Raw genomic sequence first — 25209 nt, 5'->3', positions numbered from 1 at the left:
TTAGACAATCAAGATATGATTAGGACATTGACATGCAAAACCCAGAATTAGTACAAGATAAAAAAAGACGCTTAGTACAAAAGTATCTACAGCAACTCACCAAAACTGACCCCAACTTGTATTACTCCTCGACCACAGAAATTGCGAATGCCTTGTATCCTATGATTAAGGAACATATGAATCGCATGCCTGTCGAAGAACAAGCTTTATTTAGGCACATCACGGTAAGAGACATTGAGATGCTGCTCAGCTTTCGCTAAACGCTTAGAATCTACTTAATAATTAAAGCCAGAAGTCTTACTTCTGGCTTTTTTAATGGGAGGATGACTGACACTACACCTTTGCTATAGACGATTGACTATAAAGACAGTTAAAACCTTTCAGCGTGTTTTTATATGTATCAAAAATTGCATTGATGACCCTGGGTCACATAAAATAGCGCTCTAACTTTTGGATCACATTCGGGTCAAACTCATGTCAGACAATTATTCAGAGAATAGTTTAGCAAACAATATCAGTAGTCTAGCTCCAAACTTAGTATGGCACTATTTCTACGCCCTTACTCAGATTCCTCGCCCCTCATTTGAAGAGGAAGCTGTGCAGCAGTTTGTGCTTGATGAAGCCCAAAGATTGGGGCTTTGGGCAGAGCGTGATGCGGTGGGTAATGTTTTGGTGCGTAAACCTGCTACAGCCGGAATGGAAAATGCACCTGGCGTTATCCTACAAAACCACTTAGATATGGTGGCGCAGAAAAACGAAGACAGCAGTCATAACTTTAGTACCGATCCTATTGACGCCTATATTGATCCTGAAAAAAACAACGAATGGGTAACCGCCAAAGGCACCACCTTAGGGGCAGACAATGGGATTGGCGCTGCTTCAGCATTGGCAGTACTTGCCTCTGATGATATCGCGCATGGCCCATTAGAAGCGTTATTTACAGCAACTGAAGAAACGGGCATGGACGGTGCAAAAGGTCTTCAGCCCGGTTGGATTCAAGGTCAGCTGTTATTAAACTTAGATACTGAAGAGCTCGGTGACATTTGTATTGGCTGTGCTGGTGGTATTGATGCGACGTTTTCACTACCGATTGAATGGCAATCACCCACAGCAAGCCACGCCTATCATTTAACCGTAAAAGGTCTAAAAGGTGGCCATTCAGGTATTGATATTATTAAGCAGCGCGGTAATGCAGCACTGATTATTTCACGTTTATTAGACAGCATGTCACAGCACATCGAAGTGGCTTCTATTCAAGCCGGCAACTTACGTAACGCCATTCCACGTGAAGCCAATGCACTGTTCGTCAGTGATACTACTGAGGCTGAACTTCAGCAGTTATTAACCGCACAAGTTGAGATTATTCGCCGTGGATTACCGGTAGAAGACCGTGAGATGAGTGTGACCTTGGTGACATCGGACATGCCTGCCCAAACTTGGACCAAAGCCTCACAGCAGACCCTACTAACTGCCATTCGCTTATGCCCAAATGGGGTGGATCGCATGAGTATGGACACCGCCGGCGTGGTGGAAACTTCCGTCAACTTGGCCAAAATCGACACCCAATCTGAACGCTTAGAACTACAAAGCTTATTACGTTCGTTAGATGATGATGCCCGTAATGATTTGGCCGATAGAATGAAGCGTTTGTTTGAGTCGTTTGGTGCGACAGTTGAATTAGACGGTGAATACCCAGGTTGGAAGCCTGCCCCGCAGTCAGCGTTGACAGACTGTGTGATTAAACAGGGTCATCAAGTATTAGGTTCAGAGCCTAAAGTGACCGTTATTCATGCCGGCCTAGAATGTGGCTTATTAGGACATCACTATCCACACTGGCAGATGGTGTCATTTGGTCCCACTATTGAAATGCCGCATTCTCCAGATGAGCGTGTCAATATTGAGAGCGTTGCTAAGTTTTGGACATGGCTAACTCAGGTATTGGGTGCTTTAAAGACAGCTTAGCCTAGTATAGTATCTTTGGCTTAAGGATTTATTGCTAAAAACAGGGGCTAAAAATTTTTAGCCCCTGTTTTTTAATTGAATTATTTGAGAGAAACGAACAGAGAGTAAACTATGGAATTTTTAGGATTTACGGTGGACATTGCCACTCTCACCGAAAGTTCACTACATTTGGTAACCCGTGTTATTTTGGCCATACTGATATTGGTGATTGGACGCTGGCTAGCCAATAAAATCGTAAAGTTAGCACAAGGCCTTATGATACGTAGTCGTTTAGACGATACGGTCTCAAGCTTTTTGAGTCGATTATTGCATGGCGTGTTACTCATTATTGTGGTACTGGCCGCTTTGAGCAAGGTGGGGGTTCAGACCACCTCTGTCATCGCTATCTTAGGTGGTGCTGCCTTAGCAGTTGGGTTGGCATTAAAAGACCAACTGTCAAACTTTGCCGCCGGTATTCTAATCGTTATTTTCCGTCCTTTCGTACGTGGAGATGTTGTCCAAATAAGTAGCTATACGGGTAAAGTAACGGACATTACTCTGATTAACACTCACATTACCACCACCAATAATCACGATGTGGTCATTCCCAATAGCGACATTAGCACTTCAGCCATTATCAACTACTCCTCCCTGCCCAATCGCCGTGTCGATATTACAGTAGGCATTGGTTATGATGCCAATATTAAAGCAGCCAAAGAGGTGTTATTAGCAGTGGCAAAAGCTAACCCTCTGGCCTTTACTGATCCAGAGCCTGTGGTAAGAGTAACCAATTTAGGGGATAACTCTGTGGATTTGACCCTGAATGTATGGACCTCAAATGATGACTGGTGGACACTACAATGTGAGTTATTAGAAGACTTTAAAGTTGCCTTAGATGACAATAATATCGACATTCCATTCCCGCAGCGTAAGATTCATGTCAGTGGTCTAGACAGCTTGGTCAATAAAGACTCTGCCGCAAATAGTAAGCCTGATTAAATCTTATTCAATCAGGCTATTGAGCATTTGTAGGGGATTTTGTAGCGGATAATGTAGACGGCAATAAAGACAAGTGTTGTTGTAGATATTGCAGCAACACTTTTATTTTAGGCGATAGGTGTTTGTTCTGAGGATAAACCGCCCATATTCCCTCTTCGGGTTCTCGGTAATCATCAAGTAGACTGACCAGCTCGCCAGTATCCAAATACTTTTGTACATAATAATCTGGCAGTTGCACAATACCGATGCCCTTTAGCGCAGCATCGACTAAGCCATAGCCGCTATTGTATTGCACTGTACCCCTCACTCGAATATTACGTTCTTTGCTACCCTCTTTAAAATGCCAAAAGTCGAGACTGCCTAACAAGCAATTGTGCTGAGCTAAATCATTTAAGGTCTGCGGTGCACCAAATTTATTAATATAGCTTGGCGCAGCACAGACATAGTTAGTACGATAACTGAGTTTTTTGGCCATCATAGTTGAGTCACTGAGCCGGCCTATTCTAATGGCTAGGTCATAACCACCCTCTACCAGATCTACCTTTTGATTACTCAAAAAAGCATGAACCTCAATGTCGGGATACTGCAACATAAAATCATTGATTAAAGGCAATAGTTGTTGCTCACCATAAGTTACAGGAGCAGTTAACTTAATTTTGCCCTGAGGTTTGGACTGCAAATCGCTGAGCGCTTGCTGTGCTGACGCCAATCTATCCAATATCACCCGGCAATGCTCATAAAACACCTTCCCCTCTTCGGTCAGCGAAATTTTACGGGTGGTTCTATAAAATAATTTGATGTTCAGTCGCCGCTCAAGTGCACTCACTTGCCGGCTGACTTGTGCTATCGATATACCAAGCTCTTTTGCCGCCCGAGTAAAGCTTTCATACTCAGCCACTGACACAAATTCACTAATTCCATCGAGTTTCATGATTATTACCATTATGTAAAAGATATTTGTCAAACCATCATATTATCATCTAATATGAGATAATCTATAATACAAAAAACCATTTACAACCCTTATTAATTAAAAAGCAAACCAACAATAAAAGAGAGCTTAACTATGTCAGATAAATTATCAGATAAATTCATTAAAGCAAAAGCAGCCGTGGCTTGGGGCCCAAATGAGCCACTAAAAATTGAAGAAGTCGATGTGATGTTACCTCGCAAAGGTGAAGTACTGGTCAAAGTACTGGCCAGCGGCGTTTGCCACACTGATGCCTATACCCTATCTGGCGCTGACCCTGAGGGAGTATTCCCTGCCATTCTAGGCCATGAAGGTGGTGGTATCGTTGAACAAGTGGGCGAAGGCGTGACCAGCGTTCAAGTAGGCGATCATGTGATTCCACTTTATACCGCTGAATGTGGCGAGTGTAAAATGTGTCGATCTGGCAAGACCAACTTATGCTCTGCAGTGCGTGAGACCCAAGGTAAAGGCTTGATGCCAGATGGTACCACCCGTTTTTATAAAGATGGTGAGCCAATCTACCATTACATGGGCTGTTCAACCTTCTCTGAATACACAGTACTACCAGAAATTTCATTGGCTAAAGTAAACAAAGAAGCCCCTCTAGAAGAAGTATGTCTATTAGGCTGCGGCGTGACCACAGGTATGGGCGCGGTAATGAACACTGCCAAAGTAGAAGAAGGCGCTACTGTGGCCATCTTTGGTCTAGGCGGTATTGGTCTATCAGCAGTTATTGGCGCAGTAATGGCTGGCGCGAGCCGTATTATCGGTATTGATGTGAACGAGAGCAAGTTTGAACTGGCCAAAAAGTTAGGGGCTACTGACTGCATCAACCCAAAAAATTACGATAAACCTATCCAAGAGGTTATCGTTGAGTTAACCGATGGCGGTGTGGATTATTCATTTGAATGTATCGGTAACGTCGATGTGATGCGTTCTGCGCTTGAGTGCTGTCACAAAGGTTGGGGCGAGTCTATCATCATTGGTGTTGCTGGTGCCGGTGAAGAGATTTCTACCCGTCCGTTCCAGTTAGTTACTGGCCGCGTCTGGAGAGGATCAGCTTTCGGCGGGGTTAAAGGCCGCTCTGAATTACCCGGATATGTTGAGCGTTATCTAAACGGTGAAATCCCTCTACAAGATTTCATTACCCATACTATGCCACTTGAAGACATTAACGAAGCTTTTGATCTGATGCATGAAGGCAAGAGCATCCGTAGTGTGATTCACTTTGATGCGTTAAACGATTCAGCCGTTCAAAGCTAAACCCTGTCTTTAGTGTAAAACATAATATTTTTTACGCTAACAGTAGTAGCAAAGGCCACCTGTCTTAGACAGGTGGCCTTTTTGCATTCCAATTTAATTATTCATATCCCAAGCCCGCCACAAACTCTTGCCAGATATCGCTCTTATGACGCTGCTTGTTCCAAATCATCCACCACACTCTTTGTAAATCAATACCCTTAATATCAACCGCAATCAGACTGCCTTGCTCCAAATCCGCCTCAATCACATGTTGCGATAGACAGCCAAAGCCAATATCGGCTTTTACCATATTTCTAATCGCTTCTGACTGCTGAATAGCAAGCACTACTTCAGCTTCTGGCATATGACGAAGTAACTGCTCATCAATCACTTGCCGAGTCCCCGATCCTGGTTCACGAACCAATAAGGGGATCTTAGCCAATTGTTGCGTGGTCAGCTGTTTACTGTTCTTTTTGCCCTTCTCTGTTATCAGGCTAATACCTGCCAGCCATTTACTGTCTTTTTTGGCAAATACCACCAGTTGGTCTGTGCGCCATGCCCTTTGCTCAATTAATTTGCTGTCAGTCGGTCTTGGCATACCTTCAACCAGACCAATATCTACTTTTAATTGCTCAACCTCACTTACCACATCACGGGTATTACCAATAAAAAACTCTACTTTGGCATCGGGCCTATCGCCATAAATCTGCTGAATTAAAGACGGCAAGACGTAGTTACCAATGGTGGTGCTGGCGCCAATGTGAATACGTCCTGCTTGATATTTATGATATTGCTCTAAGGTGAGGCACTGCCCTAATATCGCTTGCGCCTGAATATAAATCGCCTCGGCGTTGTCATTTTTATGCAGACGGCGCCCAATGCGCTCAAACAACGGCATTTTCAGCCGCTCCTCAAGCTCAGTCAAAGCACTGCTTACCGCAGACTGTGACAGATGCAACTGCTCACTGGCAGCACTGGTGCTTCCTGTCTGATAAATACTAATAAAGACCGATAGCTGCTTTAGGGTGATTTTCGGTAATAGCACCTGCCCGGCAGATAAAGGATACGTAGTGTTCTCTTGAGACGGTGTAGAACCCGGCATGGTATTAACCTTTTATGTTTGCGGTTTGGATTTTGAATAAAAAGCACAGCTATCTTGAGTGTAGCCCTTAATATTTAATTCTTAGTGCGTAAGGCTCAGTACTTAGTTCTGAGCACCTAATTCTAAGTACTTACTATTCATACTCAAGCTATTCTATTATTACTAACCTATTTTATCGATAAAAACTATCTAATCAATCTGTTTTATTAATATGTAAAAAAGGAATATAGTCATTCTTAAAACAACTAGAGCTCACTATTAACACTCTAGTCCGCATTTTAGCAAGTAAGCGAGTAAACCCATGAGAACTGAGCACCCCACATTTGACGCCCGCCACACCCATACTCAGAGCGACCATAGTTTGAGCAGGTTTTTAAATACTCAGTTAATCCAAAAAACCCGCAAAACTATCGGTGGCTATTTTCCCAAGCAGCAGCATCTATTAGGACTTAGTGTGGTATTACTCGGTAGCCTATTGAGTATCTGGCTTAATGACCGTATCAGTGACTGGACCGATGGTAAGCTACTGGGATTGTCCTCATTAACGCTTGCCATTTTGATCGGTATGGTGCTCGGTAATACCCTCTACCCAAGATTTTTCCCATCTTTATCTGCTGGGGTTACTTTCTCCAAGGCACAAATATTAAGATTGGCCATCGTGTTATATGGCTTTAAGATTACCCTCACCCAAGTTGCCAGTGTTGGTCTTTCAGCGGTTGTTATTGACGCGCTTGTGCTCAGCTCCACTTTTATTATTACCTATCTACTGGGTACCAAATGGCTCAAGATGGACAGAACCACCACCCTACTTATTGGTTCAGGGGCCAGTATATGTGGCGCTGCAGCAGTGATTGCCGCTGAGCCGGTGGTCAAAGCAGAGGCACACAAAGTAACCATTGCAGTAGCCACCGTGGTGGTCTTTGGTACCTTAGCCATGCTGTTATACCCTATGCTCTATCAGATGGGCTGGCTTGCTGGTGTCATAGATGCGCAACACTACGGCATCTATATTGGATCCACCATTCATGAGGTAGCTCAAGTGGTGGTCGCAGGTAATGCCATTAGTCCGGAGGTGGGCAATACCGCCGTAGTGACTAAAATGATACGGGTAATGATGTTGGCCCCTTTTTTATTACTGTTATCCGTTTTTATCAACTCTACTAATACTAAAGATGCTAAGACCCTATCAAGTGCTACGAACCATCAGCAAAATCAGCCCAATAAACTAAAGCTTTTAACTCAGCGCTTGAAACAAATTCATGTACCGTGGTTTGCGTTTGTGTTTATCGCTATGGTGGCTGTGAACTCTTTACTTATGGCGTCACCAACTCCAATGATTCAGAGCTTTACAGAGCGTATGGTTGATTTGGACAATATACTACTAACCATGGCGATGTTTGCTTTGGGCCTCACTACCCATTTTAGTGCCATTAAGCAGGCGGGTATTAAACCTCTTATCTTAGCGGCGGTTATGTTCTTTTGGCTCATCTTGGGCGGTGCAATGATTAATTTAGGGATTAGTCAATTCTGATCTTTGATGGTCTAAAAGCAAGCAAAATATTAAAGGGAAGCAAAAAATCTTATTTATTATATATTTATTTTATATACTGAAATATAATATAATAAATTGTATATTATAGTATCAGCCCTGCTGCTGATCGATTATTCTTTCCTGAAAGGAGTCCGCTTTGAATATTGTAAAACCTGCACTAGCCTTAGTATTCTCGGGATTATTATTAACCGCTTGTCAAACTTCTCCAACCACCAGCCACTCGGTGCAAAAGCAAGTGGTCGAAGATAATACCTTGCCAGCCGCTACCTTAACAGATCTAATCCAACCTGTTGAAGATAAAGGCCTTAGTGTAGACGCAGATAGTAGCTTTCCTATTATCGAACTTATGCCTTTTATTATGACGCACGAAAAGCAACTGGAACTTACGCCTTCGCAAGTTGAAGCTTTTGCCATTTATCGTAAAGCAGTTATGAAGCAGCGTATGGCCCTACAAGCCAATGAAAAGGCACTACGTGGACAATTGAGAGTTGCGCTCATTGAAGGGGCTGATGATGATATCACTACCCCATTAATGCGCCGAATCAGTGATACTGAAATGGCTCATATGGAACTTCGCCGAAACTGCATAAAAAATGCTCGCAGAATTCTGACACCCCAACAGTTTGAAAAGCTGATATCTTTGTACAAAACCAAGCTTAATGCTAAGTAACGATTACTGGTTTAAGCGAGCAATTAATTACCTTCAAAGAAAGTCAGCATAAAGCTGACTTTCTTATTTATTTCTATAGACGCTTCTTACCCTTCATCCGTTTAATGATGACTACATATCCTCTATAATACGCCCTATCTAATATCACCTACCCTGACTTTCATTTTGGCCGACTAAAATCTGAATGACTGAATGCTAACTTAGTAGCATTTGGCTTATTAAAATTTGGCTTACTAAAATATAGGTAATCACATGACTCAATCAAATCAAGATACCCAGACCCTTCGCACACCTGAGCTACTCTGTCCTGCTGGTACTTTTAAGAACATGCAGTATGCTTTTGCTTATGGTGCGGATGCGGTATATGCCGGTCAGGCGCGTTACAGCTTGCGCGTGCGTAACAATGATTTTGATGAAGACAACCTACGCCGCGGCATTGAATATGCACATAGCTTAGGCAAGAAGTTTTATGTCGTGGTCAATATTCAGGCCCATAATGCTAAGCTTAAGACCTTTATCGAAGATATCCGTCCCGTCATTGAAATGAAGCCTGATGCGTTAATTATGTCAGATGCTGGCATGATTATGATGGTGCGTGAAAACTTCCCAGAAATGGAAATTCATTTGTCAGTACAAGCCAACGCCGTTAACTGGGCAACGGTTAAATTTTGGAAGCAAATGGGAGTAAGCCGTGTCATCGTTTCTCGCGAATTGTCGCTAAAAGAGATTAAGCAAATCATCGATGAAGTACCCGGCATGGAGATTGAAGTATTCGTGCATGGTGCGCTATGCATGGCCTACTCTGGTCGCTGCTTATTGTCAGGCTATATTAACAAACGTGATGCCAACCAAGGCACCTGTACCAACGCTTGTCGCTGGAGTTACAACACTTATAAAGCTGAAGAGAACGTTACCGGTGATATCGTACCTGTCCAAAATGAAGTACAGCAATTCAACCCCACTAATACTGACTCAAAACAAACTGCCGACTCAAAACAAATCGAAACCGTCAATCTTAACGGTGACGTGGTGATGGGTGATGATTATGTGCAAGCACCAAGCGATGAAGTGGTGTTACTAGAAGAACAAAACCGTCCAGGTGAGCTGATGGCCATGTATGAAGATGAGCATGGCACTTATATCATGAACTCCAAAGACCTGCGCGCCGTCGAATTGGTGCCTGAGCTGACCGCCATGGGCGTACATTCCTTAAAAATTGAAGGCCGTACTAAGTCGCACTATTATGTGGCCCGTACTGCTCAAGTGTATCGCCAAGCCATTGATGATGCGGTCGCCGGCAAGCCTTTTGATGAGTCATTAATCGGAGCTTTAGATGGGCTAGCAAACCGCGGCTACACCGAAGGCTTCTTACGTCGTCATGTTCACAGCGACTATCAAAACTATGAATACGGAGCCTCAAAAACTGACCAACAGCAGTTTGTCGCGGAGGTAACTGATATCACTGATGACCGACTTACTTTAGAGATTAAAAACAAACTTGAGGTCGGCGACACTATTGAGGTAATGACCCCTAAAGGCAACCTGACCTATACGCTTGATCAAATGTGGGACAAAAAAGGCAATCCTATAGAAGCAGCATTGGGTTCGGGATGGACAGCACAAATTATTAATCCGTTTAAGGACATTGATCGTGAAATGCTACAGTTTGCCTTGGTTATGAAAAACGTAAAACAACCAATATTTAGCTAACTGCTTTGTCTCAGTCAGTTATTTTGAGGTTAACTGTCTGATAAGGTTCAATATTTAATCGCAACATTTTAAAATAAACCGCCTTATCTGAAGGATTGCGACAACATTCGGGGGTACTAATTACACAGTACTCCCGATATAAATAATCCAACAAGTTATTATTTATGCAATTAACGCAACCTTACAAAGCTTGAGTACAGAGACGCGGCGAGAACTCTTAATATTTTTATTGCCATCACAAGCAGGTTTATCTAAACATTTATGTACGGCATTTAGAGTTACTTTTAAAGAGTTACTTCTAAAAAATTAAACAAGACGCTTTGACAATAAAGAGTCGCCGTACCCAAAGTGTTAGGCTATGAGTAAGATATAGGTAGATGATTAGATAAACGGCAATACTGCCATGCTTGATAAAGAGGTGATGCGCATTTTAATTCACTAAAATATAAAGAGTTTTATTATGAAAAAATTAGCAATCGCATTATTCGGTATCTCAACAGTTCTTGGCGCGCCAGCATTTGCTGAAACTGCTCCCAATCAAGCCACTACTTCTACCTCCCCTCATCAAGTCAGTGCCAATTATCAATGTGACCAAGGCAAACAAGTTACTGTTAATTACGCCATTAATCAATCTGGCACTCCTACCCAAGCTTCTTTTGAAGTAGAGGGTAATACTCAGCAATTACAACTTGATCCAGCCAATACCAATGAAACAGCCGTCGCCTTTAACTCAACACAAGGCTATACGTTAACTGCCAGTGTCCCTTCTCAAGACACGCCTTTTGCACAAGCCATAAATATTAATACGCCCTCTAATGACAGCGCCTTCCAAAACTGTACTGCTGTTGGTCAAGGTTAATCAGTCATTAGCCTATGAAAGTCAAAGTTATTAACCTCTTCGTTATAACTTTTTATCCCTAACTAACTATCCATAACTAGGGGAGTAACCATAAATAGGAAACCCCTATCCATAAAAAGGGACCCAAAATTAAGCAAGGATGTTTAAAAGCTTGGCCGCCTAGCAGCCAAGCTTTTTTTATGTGCCAAAATAAAGTAACAAAAATGTCGCTGAGCCCCAATATTTATTATTTAACGTTATAATACGCAGCTAACTCTCACCGTCACCCATTGTTATGCCAAATGTTTTAAGATACCTGTTAATAATCGTCGGTTTAATCCTAGTTATTGACTGCATTTTTTTAATCGCTGCTGATAAAATCAACTTCGGTACTGTCGTGCCGTTTTTGCTAGGCATGATATTTATTGCCCATGGCATTTTTTGGCCTAAAATTAAAAAGCTACTCGGCAAATATCATTACTTACGCAAGATTTGGAAAACACTTTGGGCTGGTTTTGGTATTTGGCTCGTCAGCTTTTTAGTATTTGCTTTTACCCTGCACAGCCATATTAGACAGCCTAACGAACCTTTTGAAAAAGTAGACGCTATTATTATCTTAGGCGGCGGTATTCAAGATGGTATACCCACGCCTACTCTAGCTAGCCGACTGGATACAGCGGTGCCTTTAATCCGAGAGCAGCCAGAAGCCATTGTGATTACCAGTGGTGGTGTCGGTATCGGTGAGACTCGCAGTGAGGGCGAAGCCATGGCCCAGTATTTATATGCGCTATATGGCATCCCATTAGACGATATTTATCAAGAAAAAAAGAGCACTAGCACCGAAGAGAACTTTTTATTCAGTCAAAAGATTCTGACCGATAAAAATATTTCCTTGGAGGACCCTATTGCGATTGTAACCAGTGACTTTCATATGCCCCGCTCCAAAGCCATTGCTGAGCATCAGGGCTATACCAATCTGGTAACAGTGGCAAGCCCCACCCCATTAGAGACCCGGTACAATGCTTGGTTCCGTGAATACTTTGCCTATATCAGTGGCTGGATTTTGGGTGAGTATTAATCTGTAACCCTTTAGGAGACGACCATGGCACTAAAGATTACCTCTGAGTGCATTAACTGTGACATCTGTGAACCTGAGTGCCCTAATGAGGCCATTAGCTATGACCAAAAAGGTCAAAAGACCTATGTGATTGACCCCAATCTATGCACAGAATGCGTGGGCTTTTATGATGAGCCAACCTGTGACAAGGTTTGCCCGATTGACTGCATTATCCCAGACCCTGAACGTATTGAGACTGAAGAAGAACTGCTGCAAAAGCACAAAGCCATTTGGTCGAAATAAAAATGGTATATATAAAAAAAGACCTGTCTAATTAGACAGGTCTTTTTTTATGAACGTTGACTATTAATAGCAGGCCTAGGCCTAGTTTTTAAGAATAGGCTAAAGCTTAACTTAGCTTAAAGCGCTTGTGACAACGCTGACAATGCGCCTTTTAGCATGGCCGATACCGTACTGGTATGGGTACCAATACCTGAATAAATCTCGCCATCCACGTTTAGCTGAATATAAGCGGCAGCCTTGGCATTGGTTTTGTCACTTTGACCCTCATCGTCATCACCCTGAATGAATTCAGGACTAATTGCATGCTCAGAGTAGTTGATAATGTGTAGCTTCTTACCGGTATGACGGGCTACCCCATCGATGAAAGATGACAGTGGACCATTACCATGACCAGAGATATCGATTGTCTCACCATTTAAGGTAATTTGACCGTTAAACTCAACCTCACCTCCCTTATTGTTGACACTATGGTCTAACAACTCAAAGCCAGAGTTTTGTAGGTAAGTAGATTCAAAGGCTTCCAAGATTTCTTCATTTTTAAGCTCACGGGCAGCGTCTTCGGCTTTTTGTTGTACCACACGACTAAAGTCAATCTGCATCCAGCGCGGTAAGTTGAAGCCATAGTTGCGTTGTAGAATATATGCTACGCCGCCTTTACCTGACTGACTGTTAATACGTACCACATCTTGATAGCTACGACCAATGTGCGCAGGGTCGATGGGTAGATAGGCGACATCCCAGATATTCTGAGTGCTCTGATTATTCTTCTCATTGTAATCAAGTGATTTCTTAATCGCATCTTGGTGCGAGCCACTAAAGGCAGTGAACACCAACTCACCCACATACGGATGACGGGGGTGCACAGGCAAGTTGTTACACTCACTGACCACTTGTACGATGCGGCTCATATCACTTAAATCAAGCTCTGGGTCCACGCCTTGGCTGTATAGGTTCATGGCCATAATCATGATATCCATGTTACCCGTACGCTCACCATTACCCAACAAGGTACCCTCGATACGATCAGCCCCTGCCAATACCCCAAGCTCCGCTGCCGCTACCGCACTGCCACGGTCATTGTGGGTGTGTAGACTGATGATAACGTGCTCACGGTTTTTGATATGGCGACAGAAGTATTCTACTTGGTCGGCATAGACGTTTGGCATTGAAGATTCAACCGTCGCTGGCAAGTTGATGATAACTTGCTGACCCTCTTCTGGCTTCCAAACTTCGTTCACCGCATTGACCACTTCTACCGCATAATCGGGTTCAGTTTGACTGAAGCTCTCTGGTGAATATTGGAATACCCACTCTGTGTCAGGGTGCTTAGCCGCATGATCCTGCAACATTTTTGCGCCTTGTATGGCAATTTCTTTAATTTGAGCAAGGTCTTTGGCGTAAACTTTGTCACGCTGCACTTTACTGGTTGAGTTATAGACGTGAACTACCGCACGACGGGCCCCTTTTAATGCTTCAAAAGTACGCTCAATCAAATGCTCACGCGCTTGTACCAATACCTGAATGGTCACATCATCTGGGATATGATTTTCTTCAATCAATTTACGCGCAAAATCAAACTCGACCTGTGCCGCAGAGGGAAATCCGATTTCAATTTCTTTAAAGCCCACTTCTACCAATAATTTGAAAAACTGCATTTTTTGGTCAATGGTCATGGGATCAATTAAAGCTTGGTTACCATCACGCAGATCCACACTGGCCCAAATTGGTGCTTTTTCAATAGTCTTGTTCGGCCAGGTACGGTCCGCTAGATTCGGCGCAAAGGCAAAAGGCTGATATTTGCGAAAATCAAAAGCGTCAAACTTTGGCTTAACTTTGGGTTCAACTGATGGTGCTCGGTCAGTAACTTGGCTCATGGATTGCCCTCTATGGTCTATTATTTTTTAATTACAATTAACAGCTGGGTACAACAAAATTAATAAGTATTATATCGCGAGTCTTTGTCGACTGCTTTATATATTAATCTATGCTAACTATCTTAACAAAGAATATTGAAAATAATACTGCAAAATGACGTCTAATTAAGGCTATAATTAGCACTTAACTCTAATTATCTATATAAAATTAGTGAATTAATCTAATAAAATTATAGAGAGCCTGATAAATGACTATGACTGATCGCTCACATTTCATCGACCATCCTGATTTAGACCATATTGACCGTCAAATTTTGGTATTACTGCAACAAGATGCGCGTATGAGCATTACCGATATTGCAGAAGCGGTACATTTGTCAGCAACACCTTGTGCCAGACGTATCAAACGCCTTGAAGAGACAGGTATCATTACTGGCTATCATACGGAAGTGGACCCCCAGAAATTAGGCTATAGTCTGTCAATATTTATTGCGGTCAGTATGGATCGGCATACGGCAGAGAGGTTTTCACAGTTTGAAAATAAAATACAAAGCTTTGATGAGGTGGTCAGCTGCAGTATTGTCACCGGCCGTAGTGAAGACTATTTATTGAAAGTTGTGGTGCGTGATATGGCACATTATGAGGAGTTCTTATTGCACCGTTTAAACCGTATTGAAGGGGTCAGTCAGGTGCACACCAGCTTTGAGCTGCGTGAAGTTTTTAACCGAGGCATTATTAGCTAGCTACAACTGTTAGCCGCTATATTGTAAAAAATAATTGTAGAAACAAGCAGATAGCCCCTAACACTCAAAAGGCTAACGTCGACCACTGCTAGCTTAGAAATACGAATGCTTGTACCAAACAAAAATAGACAAAGTCAAACAAACTAAGGCCATCACCAAGCCAGTAAAATAAGTGACCAACACCTTACTTAACTGACAAAAAACGTCCTATAATAAGTGATTTATGACTCAGGCCAAAGGAGCCTACATGTACGGCATAACCGACCTTACCGCTTACATCATAGGTACTATCGCTATTATTTTATTGCCCGGACCCAATAGTTTATATTGTTTGTCCGTGGCTGCCGCTCATGGGATTCGCAAAGGTTATCAAGCGATAGCTGGTATTTTCATCGGTGATGGTATCTTAATATTGATTACGGTGTTTGGAGCGGGTAGCTTACTCAAGCTTTATCCCTCACTATTTAATGCCATCAAATTAATCGGTGGGCTGTACTTGATGTACCTTGGGGTTAAATTGCTCATAGGCGCTTACCATACCTACTCGCAGCGTGCCCTACTGGCAGAAGCCACACCGCAAATTAAGGCCCCTAGCGCCCAACAAAACTATTTTTATCGGGCCATGCTGCTGAGCTTGACCAACCCCAAAGCTATTTTGTTTTTCTTATCGTTTTTTGTTCAATTTGTAGACCCCAATTACCCGCACCCTTTGCTGTCATTTTTTTTACTGGCAGTGATACTGCAAATTATCAGCTTTACTTATCTCACCGTACTGGCCTTTTCAGGACAAAAGCTGTCCAAAAAATTCAGTCAGCATCCGCTATTAATTGTAGTCAGCATGACCTTGGTCGGGTTACTGTTTATCGGATTCGCGATCAAATTGTGGCAGGCTCAACTGCTTTAAATGGCCCTTATTACAGATATTGTTAGTGTTGATTGCCACCATGAATAGGTATTAAATATCTCGCTTCTCAGGCAGGCTATTGGACGCTATTTGATAGAACATAGCAGCCGTCAACACAATGCCTACAGGTATGAGCATAGCAGTATAACCAAGTTTAAAGTAACCAAAGGCACCGACCACACCTCCGCCACAGAAGCTATACCAGATGATGGCCTGAAAACCAAGGGTCAGTTTACTGATTCTACGGCCAGCTAGCCAGTTACCAATCGCCGCCCCCATATCTGAGGTCAGACCTGTTAAATGAGTGGTACGAATAACCGCACCGCTATAAGTGGCCACCATCGCGTTTTGTAGGCCACACGCCATTGCTGCCAATAATTGACCAAAATAATCATGATGGAAAAACAATAAGAAACTACAAAACAATAGGGCGGCTTCAGTGAACAATGCCACCCCATAACGTTTGCCCAGTTTTAAGGAATCTTGCCCAATTAAGTAGCCGCTTAATATAGAGCCTGACAAAAAAGACAATAACGAGGCGCCAATGAAAAATATTCTATACCAATCAAATCGAGCCAATGCTGCCGAAAAAAGACTGACGTTGCCGGTCACATGCGACACTGACAAATTGGTAAAGCCACTTAACGCAATAATATTAACGCAGCCAGCACTGAATGCCAGCACTGCCCCGCCAATCAAAATCCACAAAGGTAATCTAGTTATCATAACCACTACTTATTGTCAAGGCCTCACAAAATACGACCTTAAATCAAAGTTATTTGCTATTGATGATTGCTATTGCTGCCGCCCAATAGACCCACGATTGGATAAACCATGGCTATTGAGCGGATAATGATATTAATTTGCTACTGATTTTAAGTTGATACTGATGTTAAATTGGTACTGACATTAAACTGATATTTCCATTAAACGGCTATTAACATTGAACTGTTAACAACCATGAACGATTGCCAACTGCTACCCAATGCGGCTTATAGCGCACTACCCAGTAAGCTAACCCGTGCATCGTTAAACATATCCATATCAGGGGCCAAAGTACGCATAAAACGGTCAAAATAGAGCATCTGCTTGGTCAATAAAGCGAAATCTCGTGGGAAATGAATACCATGGCGCTTGCCCACTTCCACTATTTCTAACATCATTTTATTAAGTTCATCGGCCTGCTCTTTGCTATTAAAGGGCTTACCGCTGGTATAGGTTTTGTCTTCCGCCATGATGCGGGTGATCATTTTTGCCAAGTCGCCTGCCAGCTCAGCTTGATCTACTTTTTCTCGCTCATAGGTCATGCCCATGTCGATCATACAACCGGCCATGGTGACATAATCGTTTTCTTGCAATGCTTGCATCATACCCATACAGGCTTGCCAGCTTTCAGGGGCTAATTTACCGACGATACCAAAGTCAATAAACCCAATACGGCCATCTTCTAGCAGCATCAAGTTGCCGGCATGTAAATCAGCATGGAAACTATTGCACAGCATCAAACTGGTAAACCAAGTATTCAAAGTATCGGCCATCACTTGAGCAGGGTCATCGCAGTACTGACGCATCGCTACTTCATCGATCATAGAGATACCATGCAAGCGGCTCATGGTCAGTACACGCTTGGTAGTTAACGTATCCACCACTTCAGGCGCCACAACTCTTGTGTTGCCGGTGACCTTTAAGAACTGCTGGAAATCTCTAATGTTGGCTGCCTCTGCGATAAAATCAGTCTCGGCCAACATGCGGGTACGAATCTCATCAATAATGGGAGAGATACTCGCAAAGCGCATTTGCGGCATTAGCTTTTCCATAATCTTGGTCACGCCGTGTAGCACGCCAAGATCCGTTTGCATAATGACATCGACATCTGGCTTTTGTACTTTGAGCACCACTTCTCGCCCATCCGGCAATGTGGCGGCATGGACCTGAGCGATACTGGCAGAAGCCAATGGCTTTTCATCAATTTTTATAAATAAGTCTTCTAAGCGCTGACCATCGGTTAACAGCTCTTCTTGTAGCACTTGCTCAATATACTTGAAGGGCAATGGCGTGGTTTGGTCCAAACAGCCTTGGAATGCAATAACATAATCGCGAGGAAATAAAGACGGTGTACTGGCAATAAACTGACCAATTTTGATATAGGTCGTGCCCAATTGCTCGAAGGTCTCACGCAGCATGACAGCGTCAAGACGCTCGCCTTTGGCTACCCTTAAAGCAGACAACCCTGCAACACTGGCAGTGTGACGAACACGATTTACAACATTGAAGGATTTTTTGAGTAAATTAGGCATAGTTATTTGGTTCTATTAAAAAACAGTTATTTAGTTCTATTAAAAAAAGGTTATTTGGTTCTATTAAAAAAATAGTCAATCGGTTCTATGAAAAAAAACAGTTATTTGGATCTATTAAAAAATAGGTTAAGACCGTAACCCTATAAATTATAACCGAAAATTAGATATGTAGATCGTGACCGCAACGATCACAAAACTGAGCACCGGCTGCATGACCAAACTTACCGCAGTTGGGACACGTGACTGGGTGTAGCTGTGGGCGCATACTTTTGGCCAATTCTGAGGTAAAAATACCGGTGGGTACCGCAATAATGGAGTAACCGGTCATCATCACCATGGTCGCTATAAACTGGCCCAGCGGCGTCTTCGGCGACATATCTCCATAACCTACTGTGGTTAGGGTTACCGTCGCCCAGTAGATAGATACCGGAATACTGGTAAAACCATTTTCCGGACCTTCTACCACGTAGATAACCGAACCGAAGATCATAACCAGCAGCACTAATGATAAGAAGAATACGGTAATCTTCTGCTGACTGGTCCTAAGTGCTGAGGCCAAGAAGCCTGCCTGCTGCATATAAGACTTGAGTTTAAGGACTCGGAACACACGCAGAATACGTAAAATACGCACCACGATTAAGTACTGCACGCCGCCAAATATCAGACTTAAATAACTGGGCAGTACCGACAACAAATCCACTACCCCAAAGAAGCTAAAGGCGTAGCGTACACGATTGGGCGCTGAAAAAAGGCGAAGCAGATATTCTATGGTAAACAAAATGGTGAAGAACCATTCGGCGTAGAAGAATACCGTGCCAAATTGCAGACGCAGATACAGCACACTGTCCAACATCACCACAGCCACACTGGCGGCAATGGCTATCAATAGCACAATATCGAACAATTTACCTAAAGGCGTATCGGTCCCTTCAATAATAATATGGATGCGATCGCGTAGGTTATTAAGCGTATTTGAGGAGAGTTTTTTCATAAATACGGGTTACTGGTCTATAATAGAAGGCCATTATACGTGATTAAGTTAACAATGTTACCTATTACCCCAATTTTGTTTAACGTTGTGTTGTTTTGATAGGCAGTACGCCACTATATTGCCATAAGCTTGGATAGCAGGGACTAAAATACAGCACAATAAATTCTGTTATAATTGGCCTGTTTTAGCCAATGTGGTTAGGGGATTAAAACTGGTTAAGACCCTCTTTTAAAGAGCCGCTTCTCTACAGTCAGCTATCCTAGACACAATATCGTGTTAACACCTTTTATCGAGAACTGATTTATATTGATCTGTATTGATTAAAGGTCATTAGCTATTACCGTACAACCCCCTTCTCTCAATGACATGAATGATAAGTTATTGGGATATTAAGTTAGCAGATGGACGGCATAAGTGTGCTGTGGCTGGCCTATTCTTACAGTCGCAGAACTACTTTGCCTTTATGACATTAAAGTCGTTTTTGACAATTAATTTGTTTAACGTAATTTATAAGGATAAACACATTATGGCAGGTCATTCTAAATGGGCAAATATCAAGCACAAGAAGGCCAAAGAAGATGCCAAGCGTGGCAAAGTCTTCACTAAAATTATTCGTGAGCTGGTTTCCGCGACCAAGCAAGGTGAACCTGATCCCGAGACCAACCCTCGCTTACGTGCGGCAGTTGAAAAAGCACTTTCAGCAAATATGACCAAAGACACCATTCAGCGCGCTATCGAGCGTGGGGCCGGTAATGCTGAAGGCGGCGAAATGGATGAGCTGACCTATGAAGGTTACGGCGTAGGCGGTGTGGCTGTCTTGGTTGAGACCATGACTGACAACGTTAACCGTACAGTGAGTGAAGTACGTCACGCCTTTACCAAGTTTGATGGCAACTTAGGCACGTCAGGCTCAGTGTCTTATCTGTTTACCAAACGCGGTGAAATCTTATTTGACGATGTGTCACTGGAAGATGAAATCATGCTAGTGGCATTAGATGCTGGCGCGTTGGATATTGAAAACGATGGTGAGAGCTTATTGGTTATCACTGAACCGGCAAGCTTTGGGGCGGTAAAAGATGCTTTAAATGCGGCTGGCTATGAATCGAGCAACGCGGAAGTAACCATGTCGCCTTCGACCACTGCCTTAATTGACAATATCGAAGATGCTGAAAAAGTCATGAAAATGATCGATATGTTAGAAGATTTAGACGATGTACAAGATGTGCATACCAACGTCGACTTCCCTGACGAAATCTTACAACAATTGTCATAAGTCTATTTGCCGCGACGATATATAAAGTGATAAAAGACAGCTCTATTGATTAGACATAAACCATAAAAAATCCCGCTAATATTTAGCGGGATTTTTTATGGGTCTAACCAGCCTTGTTTTATCGCAAACTGCAACTGCTCAGGGGTGTCAATATCGAGACTAAGCTTACTATTGTCAACCACACTGAGCTCATTATTGGATAAACTTCTAATTAAGTAACGCAGCCCCTTATCGCCGTTAAGTAGCGGCTGCCACTGAATTAATAGCTGGTAATCAATGTTGATGGGTAAGCCGACAATGGATTTACTATCGTCTGTATGTTCAAGATGGGATGAAGTCTTTTCTGTAATTTCATAAGATTTAGGATAGTGGCTGGCAATGACTTTATTATATGAGCCCACCTGTTTAATGCCTCTAATCCCATTATCGCCTGCCAGCAACTGCTGTAAATGAGTCGCCTCTAATAATATCTGATCCACACCTAATATCAGTACTCGCTCAATATACAAGCCCTGCGCTACTTTGGCAGTTAACGTATCTATCGCCAAACTTAGACTGTGCGCCATACCTTGTTCAGGTTCGGTGTTAATCACAGGCATCACCACATCATGCTGTGCCGCCAAGGTCTGACTCAATTGGATAGTTTCACTCTGTGAACTAGCGATAACCAATAAAATGGCACTGGGGTTCGTGGCCAATGCTAGGTTTGTCATTACCTCAAGCAGCGGTTGAGACTGCTTCTTTAATAGCTGCTTGGGCTGACCTAAGCGCTGACTTAACCCACTGGCCAATAGGATCACAGCATGAGATTGTTCCGGTAAGTTTGGGTCTTTATTGCTAGCGTTTTGCTTTATCATTAATTAAACACTTCAAATTGTGCGTTAGTCGCCTGAGTTGAATCAACTTGTGAACGTTGCACAGGCTGTTTGTTAATTACATTGCTTAGCTTTACAGTTTTTAGGTTTACCTTGTGCATGACTGCATTGATTTCTGCCATGATACCTAAAGCTAAGGCTTCAGGCCCCTCGCCACCCAGTTTCAAACCAATTGGATAGTGTAACTGCTCAATACCGGCCTGAAACTCATCGACATTACCATCATACGCTTCGGTAATCTCATCAATCAAACGCTCAGTACGGTACTTCGGTCCCAATTGACCCAAATAGCCAGGTGGATTGGCAAGCAATACTTTAAGTCGGGCTCTATCTTGAGTCAAGCTGTGCGACATTACCGCCACCGCAGCATTGCGACTAAGTTCAATAAGGGTTTCGCTGTCCTCTAAAGGCAAACAAAGCACCCTATCAGCCTGCATAAAGCGAGCACGGGTAGCATAATGGCTACGGCTATCAATAACAGTCACCTGCCAATCCTGCATTTTTGCCAACGTGACCAAAGGCATCACGTCATTACCTGCACCACAGATTAGTAGCTTAATTTGCGGCTGTAAACGGCGTACCAGCCACTGAGTCTGTACCCGCTGCTGTAACGAATTATCAACTGCGCCTTGTAGCGTGACAAATTGTGCGGGCTTCTGTTGATATTGTTCTAAGCACAATGTGTTTATGGCTTGACTCAGTATCGGATCATGTATCGCATCATTGGGGCTTGGTTCACTGAGGTCATTTACTCCCATGCTGTCTTTATTTAGTGCAAACTGATCTAAATTGACATGTAGACCAATGGGATGATCAGACGACTCAGAACGGACTAAAGTGGCCACCGTCATAGGCTGACCACTACGACGCACCTGCTTCATGCTCTGAAGTAACTGCGCCGCAGAAGCCAATCGTTCAAACAGCACGTGTACTCGACCATTACAACCTAAGCCAAAATTAAGCTCAAGTTCGCTGTCCATGCTATTTTCAATATCATGTTCATCACTATGACTTGTAGCACCACTCTCATCTTTATCGGCAATACCCTCACCCGTCTGATAGACCTGGACCACCGGACCTTGACGGGTAAGCCAAAACGCCTTTTTGATAATGTGCGGCTCTAAACAGCCGCCACTAATCATGCCCGCTGAGCGACCATCGGCACAGATGAGCATCATAGCCCCCGCTTTACGATATGCGGAACCTTCAGTATGGACTACGGTCGCTAGTACTGCCTCACCTTGCTCATTAAGGGTCTGATCAGCAAGTTTTAGAATGTCGGACACCTTGTTCATAAGCACATCTTCTTGTTTTAAATAGTCTTTTAAGAAACAAGATTGTTTTAAATAAACAATCTTGTTCTAAAAAACTAATCTTATGTTGAATAAGTTAAGCCTAAAAATAAAACAAGAGCTTAATCAGGTAACTGATCAATCAGCTTATCCAAGGTAATCGGGAAGTCATAAACTCGAACCCCTACCGCATTATAAACCGCATTGGCAATGGCAGCTGCTGCGCCTGAAATGGCAGTTTCACCAATACCTTTGATGTGCATAGGGTTGGTATAAGGGTCATCTTCTTCAACTAAAATAACTTCTAGCTGTGGCACATCTGCATTGACTGCCACATGATACTCAGCCAAATCATGATTACACAGTCGACCATCGCGTTTATCATGGATAATTTCTTCCATTAACGCCGCGCCAATACCGAATACCATACCTCCATAACACTGCGATGTCGCAAGCTTATGATTTAAAATACGACCTGCAGTGAAGGCGCCGGTCATGTTTTTAACACGAATTTCACCAGTGACACGATGTACAGCAACTTCAGCAAAGTTAGCCCCATAACAAGCTTGGCGATGTGACTTACCATTTTTACCCGGAGCAATGGCCCCTTTAGCACTTAGCTTCTGTCCGTCAAGCTTAGCGATAATATCTACCAAAGGATAGGCGGCATAGTCGCTAAAGTCATAATCTGTCTCATCAGAATCAGTGAGTGACACAGACAGTCCTGCCTTGTCAGCGATATTTTCCACGTTGTCTTTTAGCGTGTCTAGCGCAGTATCTAATGCATCCTTACCGGCTTCTAAAGCGCTTTCTGCCAAGCTAGGGTCATGCTCTCCAGTCTGGGACACTTTTCCTTGCTCTAATTGCACATTATCGGCATGTAATCCTACCAATTTAGCAATCTGCTCTCTTAGCTCAGCACAGGCTAGATAGATACTACTACCCGCACTAGCAGCCCCGAAGCTTCCTCCAGACCCTGGAGTAGAAGGATAATCACTGTCGCCTAATTGCATATCAATATGATCTATCGGTAAGCCTAATAAGTCTGCGGCTACTTGGGAAAATACTGTGTAGGAACCAGTACCGATATCGGTCATATCAGACTCGATAACCGCTTTTATACCCAAAGATTTGCTAGGATCTAGTTGTAGCGTAGCACGAGCTTCAGCAGGCATTAACTGATTGCCACGTGAGGCCACTGCCATACCCGTTCCTATCCACCAATCGCCTTCCAACTGGCTGGCAGGCTTAGGATTGTGTTTTTCATCCCAGCCAAATGCTTTAGCGCCCTGCTCTAGACAAGGCAGTAACTGACGCGTTGAAAAAGGCACCTTAAGTGAAGGGTCTTCCTCAGGCTCATTACGGCGACGAAGTTCAATAGGATCGATACCTAATTTGCAGGCTAGCTCATCCATCGCACATTCTAAAGCCAATTGGCCGACCGCCTCGCCTGGGGCACGCATTGACCCAGATAACGTCCAATTCATTTCTACCATTTCGTAGCTTACCCTACGGTTGTCACCCTGATATAAGAAATGAGTTGACAAGCCAGCAGGCTCAAAAAAGCTTTCTTTAGGCAGGTTACTACTAATAGTGTCATGAATAATAGTATTTAATACCCCATTTTCATCGCTACCCAGCGCAATACGTTGACGGGTATTTGAACGACGTACCGTAGCTTCCATGACTTGCGGACGCGTCATAACAATAAGTACAGGACGCTCGAGTTGTTTCGCCGCAATAGCTGCAGCAATAGTTTCGGGAGCAATACCCAATTTACTACCAAAGCCACCACCGACAAACTTAGAAATAAGATGTACTTTTTCTTTTCCAATTTCTAACGCATCGGCAATTTGCTTTTGACCAAATGCTACCATTTGGTTAGCTGAATAAATGGTCAGCTCATCGTCTTCCCAATAAGCAAGGCTGGCATGCGGTTCCATAGCAGAGTTACTTTGGCTAGGTGTGGTATAGACATTATCTACCGTTACTGGCGATTGCTCTAAAGCTTTATCCGGATCACCTACAACACTATTTTTATCCGAGCCTTCTTTCTCATTCACTTCATGAGCGTTTTTAAGCTCTTTACTAAATTCTAGTGCAGCTTTATCGGTCTCATCTTCATAAGTAATAACCAAGGCATTAGCACCCTCGGTTGCGGCTTCTAAAGTCTCTCCAATAACCACTGCAATCGGTTGACCGTGATAATCAACATCCGTAGCACCCTGAGTAGGCGCTTTCGCCTTTCCGCCTTGCTGCGAGTTACGCAAAAAATGCTTGGCGTCTGTCACAACTTTGATAACACCTGGAATATCGGCTACTGAATCAGTATCTATACTTTTAACCTTACCTTTGGTAATAGTAGCACCGGCCAATACACCATATGCCATATTGTCTCTATGAAACTCTGCTGAGTACGTCGCTTGACCACTCACTTTAAGCGACCCATCAACTCGGGTAATAGGCTGACCAACGAGTTTGCTTGAAGTCTTATCAAACAGCGTCTCAACCGGCCCGTTCATCATCATTTTTTTGGTGGGTTCAGAACCCAAAATATCTGTATCAAATAAAGTCAT

At 43.1% G+C, this 25209-nt stretch carries 22 protein-coding genes; 13 read left to right on the top strand and 9 right to left on the bottom strand.

Going from position 1 to position 25209, the window contains the following annotated elements:
- The first annotated feature begins 32 nt into the window (after window positions 1-32).
- From LK453_RS10485 to LK453_RS10475, 3 genes are all read left to right on the top strand, one after another.
- Window positions 33-260: a hypothetical protein gene (locus LK453_RS10485; RefSeq protein ID WP_201529728.1), complete on the top strand. Its 228-nt coding sequence runs from the start codon at window positions 33-35 to the stop codon at window positions 258-260.
- Window positions 261-474: 214 nt separating this feature from the next.
- Window positions 475-1962 carry an aminoacyl-histidine dipeptidase gene (locus tag LK453_RS10480; protein WP_201536577.1) on the top strand — a complete coding sequence of 496 codons (1488 nt, stop codon included), beginning with the start codon at window positions 475-477 and terminating at the stop codon, window positions 1960-1962.
- 111 nt (window positions 1963-2073) lie between these two features.
- Complete coding sequence (locus LK453_RS10475; protein ID WP_201536580.1) at window positions 2074-2940, top strand: mechanosensitive ion channel family protein; 867 nt, start codon at window positions 2074-2076, stop codon at window positions 2938-2940.
- A 16-nt stretch (window positions 2941-2956) separates the two neighbouring features.
- Here the strand turns inward: LK453_RS10475 and LK453_RS10470 are convergent, their stop codons facing one another.
- Window positions 2957-3871 carry a LysR family transcriptional regulator gene (locus LK453_RS10470; protein WP_201536583.1) on the bottom strand — a complete coding sequence of 305 codons (915 nt, stop codon included), beginning with the start codon at window positions 3869-3871 and terminating at the stop codon, window positions 2957-2959.
- Window positions 3872-4033: 162 nt separating this feature from the next.
- Here LK453_RS10470 and LK453_RS10465 point away from each other — a divergent pair, with 162 nt between their 5' ends.
- The gene (locus LK453_RS10465) at window positions 4034-5173 is read left to right on the top strand and encodes an S-(hydroxymethyl)glutathione dehydrogenase/class III alcohol dehydrogenase (protein WP_227674470.1); all 1140 of its coding nucleotides are present in this window, start codon (window positions 4034-4036) and stop codon (window positions 5171-5173) included.
- A gap of 97 nt (window positions 5174-5270) precedes the next feature.
- Here LK453_RS10465 and LK453_RS10460 read toward each other — a convergent pair whose 3' ends face one another.
- Window positions 5271-6254, bottom strand: a complete 984-nt coding sequence (locus LK453_RS10460) for a LysR substrate-binding domain-containing protein (RefSeq protein ID WP_227674468.1) — start codon at window positions 6252-6254, stop codon at window positions 5271-5273.
- 301 nt (window positions 6255-6555) lie between these two features.
- On the opposite strand from LK453_RS10460, the gene LK453_RS10455 reads away from it, so the two are divergent.
- The 6 genes from LK453_RS10455 (at window position 6556) to LK453_RS10430 (ending at window position 12384) form a co-directional block, all read left to right on the top strand.
- Window positions 6556-7785: a YeiH family protein gene (locus tag LK453_RS10455; RefSeq protein ID WP_227674467.1), complete on the top strand. Its 1230-nt coding sequence runs from the start codon at window positions 6556-6558 to the stop codon at window positions 7783-7785.
- 157 nt (window positions 7786-7942) lie between these two features.
- On the top strand, window positions 7943-8476 hold the full coding sequence (locus LK453_RS10450; RefSeq protein ID WP_201536589.1) for a Spy/CpxP family protein refolding chaperone: 534 nt from the start codon (window positions 7943-7945) through the stop codon (window positions 8474-8476).
- A gap of 252 nt (window positions 8477-8728) precedes the next feature.
- Window positions 8729-10186 carry a prephenate-dependent tRNA uridine(34) hydroxylase TrhP gene (gene trhP, locus LK453_RS10445; RefSeq protein ID WP_201536592.1) on the top strand — a complete coding sequence of 486 codons (1458 nt, stop codon included), beginning with the start codon at window positions 8729-8731 and terminating at the stop codon, window positions 10184-10186.
- Between the two features lie 460 nt (window positions 10187-10646).
- Window positions 10647-11045, top strand: a complete 399-nt coding sequence (locus tag LK453_RS10440) for an ACP-like domain-containing protein (RefSeq protein WP_201536595.1) — start codon at window positions 10647-10649, stop codon at window positions 11043-11045.
- A gap of 274 nt (window positions 11046-11319) precedes the next feature.
- Window positions 11320-12102, top strand: coding sequence for a YdcF family protein (locus LK453_RS10435; RefSeq protein ID WP_201536598.1), 783 nt, complete (start codon window positions 11320-11322; stop codon window positions 12100-12102).
- Between the two features lie 24 nt (window positions 12103-12126).
- Window positions 12127-12384 (top strand): YfhL family 4Fe-4S dicluster ferredoxin, encoded by a 258-nt coding sequence (locus tag LK453_RS10430; RefSeq protein WP_201536616.1) that lies wholly within the window; start codon window positions 12127-12129, stop codon window positions 12382-12384.
- Between the two features lie 116 nt (window positions 12385-12500).
- Here the strand turns inward: LK453_RS10430 and leuA are convergent, their stop codons facing one another.
- On the bottom strand, window positions 12501-14258 hold the full coding sequence (gene leuA, locus LK453_RS10425; protein ID WP_007394961.1) for a 2-isopropylmalate synthase: 1758 nt from the start codon (window positions 14256-14258) through the stop codon (window positions 12501-12503).
- 254 nt (window positions 14259-14512) lie between these two features.
- Between leuA and LK453_RS10420 the strand changes: the two genes are divergently transcribed.
- The gene (locus LK453_RS10420) at window positions 14513-15001 is read left to right on the top strand and encodes an Lrp/AsnC family transcriptional regulator (RefSeq protein WP_044298405.1); all 489 of its coding nucleotides are present in this window, start codon (window positions 14513-14515) and stop codon (window positions 14999-15001) included.
- 247 nt (window positions 15002-15248) lie between these two features.
- Complete coding sequence (gene leuE, locus LK453_RS10415) at window positions 15249-15905, top strand: leucine efflux protein LeuE (RefSeq protein WP_201536619.1); 657 nt, start codon at window positions 15249-15251, stop codon at window positions 15903-15905.
- Between the two features lie 51 nt (window positions 15906-15956).
- Here leuE and LK453_RS10410 read toward each other — a convergent pair whose 3' ends face one another.
- The 3 genes from LK453_RS10410 to LK453_RS10400 form a co-directional block, all read right to left on the bottom strand.
- Window positions 15957-16631 (bottom strand): YoaK family protein, encoded by a 675-nt coding sequence (locus LK453_RS10410; protein ID WP_007394965.1) that lies wholly within the window; start codon window positions 16629-16631, stop codon window positions 15957-15959.
- Between the two features lie 266 nt (window positions 16632-16897).
- On the bottom strand, window positions 16898-18202 hold the full coding sequence (locus LK453_RS10405) for an ABC1 kinase family protein (RefSeq protein ID WP_201536622.1): 1305 nt from the start codon (window positions 18200-18202) through the stop codon (window positions 16898-16900).
- 160 nt (window positions 18203-18362) lie between these two features.
- A complete protein-coding gene (locus LK453_RS10400; protein WP_201536625.1) occupies window positions 18363-19193 on the bottom strand; it encodes an ion transporter in 831 nt (276 codons plus the stop codon).
- A gap of 526 nt (window positions 19194-19719) precedes the next feature.
- On the opposite strand from LK453_RS10400, the gene LK453_RS10395 reads away from it, so the two are divergent.
- Window positions 19720-20466 (top strand): YebC/PmpR family DNA-binding transcriptional regulator, encoded by a 747-nt coding sequence (locus LK453_RS10395; protein WP_044298406.1) that lies wholly within the window; start codon window positions 19720-19722, stop codon window positions 20464-20466.
- A gap of 95 nt (window positions 20467-20561) precedes the next feature.
- Here LK453_RS10395 and LK453_RS10390 read toward each other — a convergent pair whose 3' ends face one another.
- The 3 genes from LK453_RS10390 to LK453_RS10380 all read right to left on the bottom strand — a co-directional run bounded on the left by LK453_RS10390 (window position 20562) and on the right by LK453_RS10380 (window position 25209).
- Window positions 20562-21323: an NTP transferase domain-containing protein gene (locus tag LK453_RS10390; protein WP_201536628.1), complete on the bottom strand. Its 762-nt coding sequence runs from the start codon at window positions 21321-21323 to the stop codon at window positions 20562-20564.
- Entirely contained in the window at window positions 21323-22636 is a 1314-nt protein-coding gene (locus LK453_RS10385) for an XdhC family protein (RefSeq protein WP_201536631.1), read from the bottom strand. Before LK453_RS10385 ends, LK453_RS10390 begins: the two co-directional genes overlap by 1 nt.
- A 119-nt stretch (window positions 22637-22755) precedes the next feature.
- Complete coding sequence (locus LK453_RS10380) at window positions 22756-25209, bottom strand: xanthine dehydrogenase family protein molybdopterin-binding subunit (protein ID WP_201536634.1); 2454 nt, start codon at window positions 25207-25209, stop codon at window positions 22756-22758.

The sequence above is a fragment of the Psychrobacter sanguinis genome (assembly GCF_020736705.1).
Taxonomy (GTDB): domain Bacteria; phylum Pseudomonadota; class Gammaproteobacteria; order Pseudomonadales; family Moraxellaceae; genus Psychrobacter; species Psychrobacter sanguinis.
The sequence above is the reverse complement of the archived record's forward strand: the minus strand, read 5'-3'. Positions and strand labels throughout refer to the sequence as shown.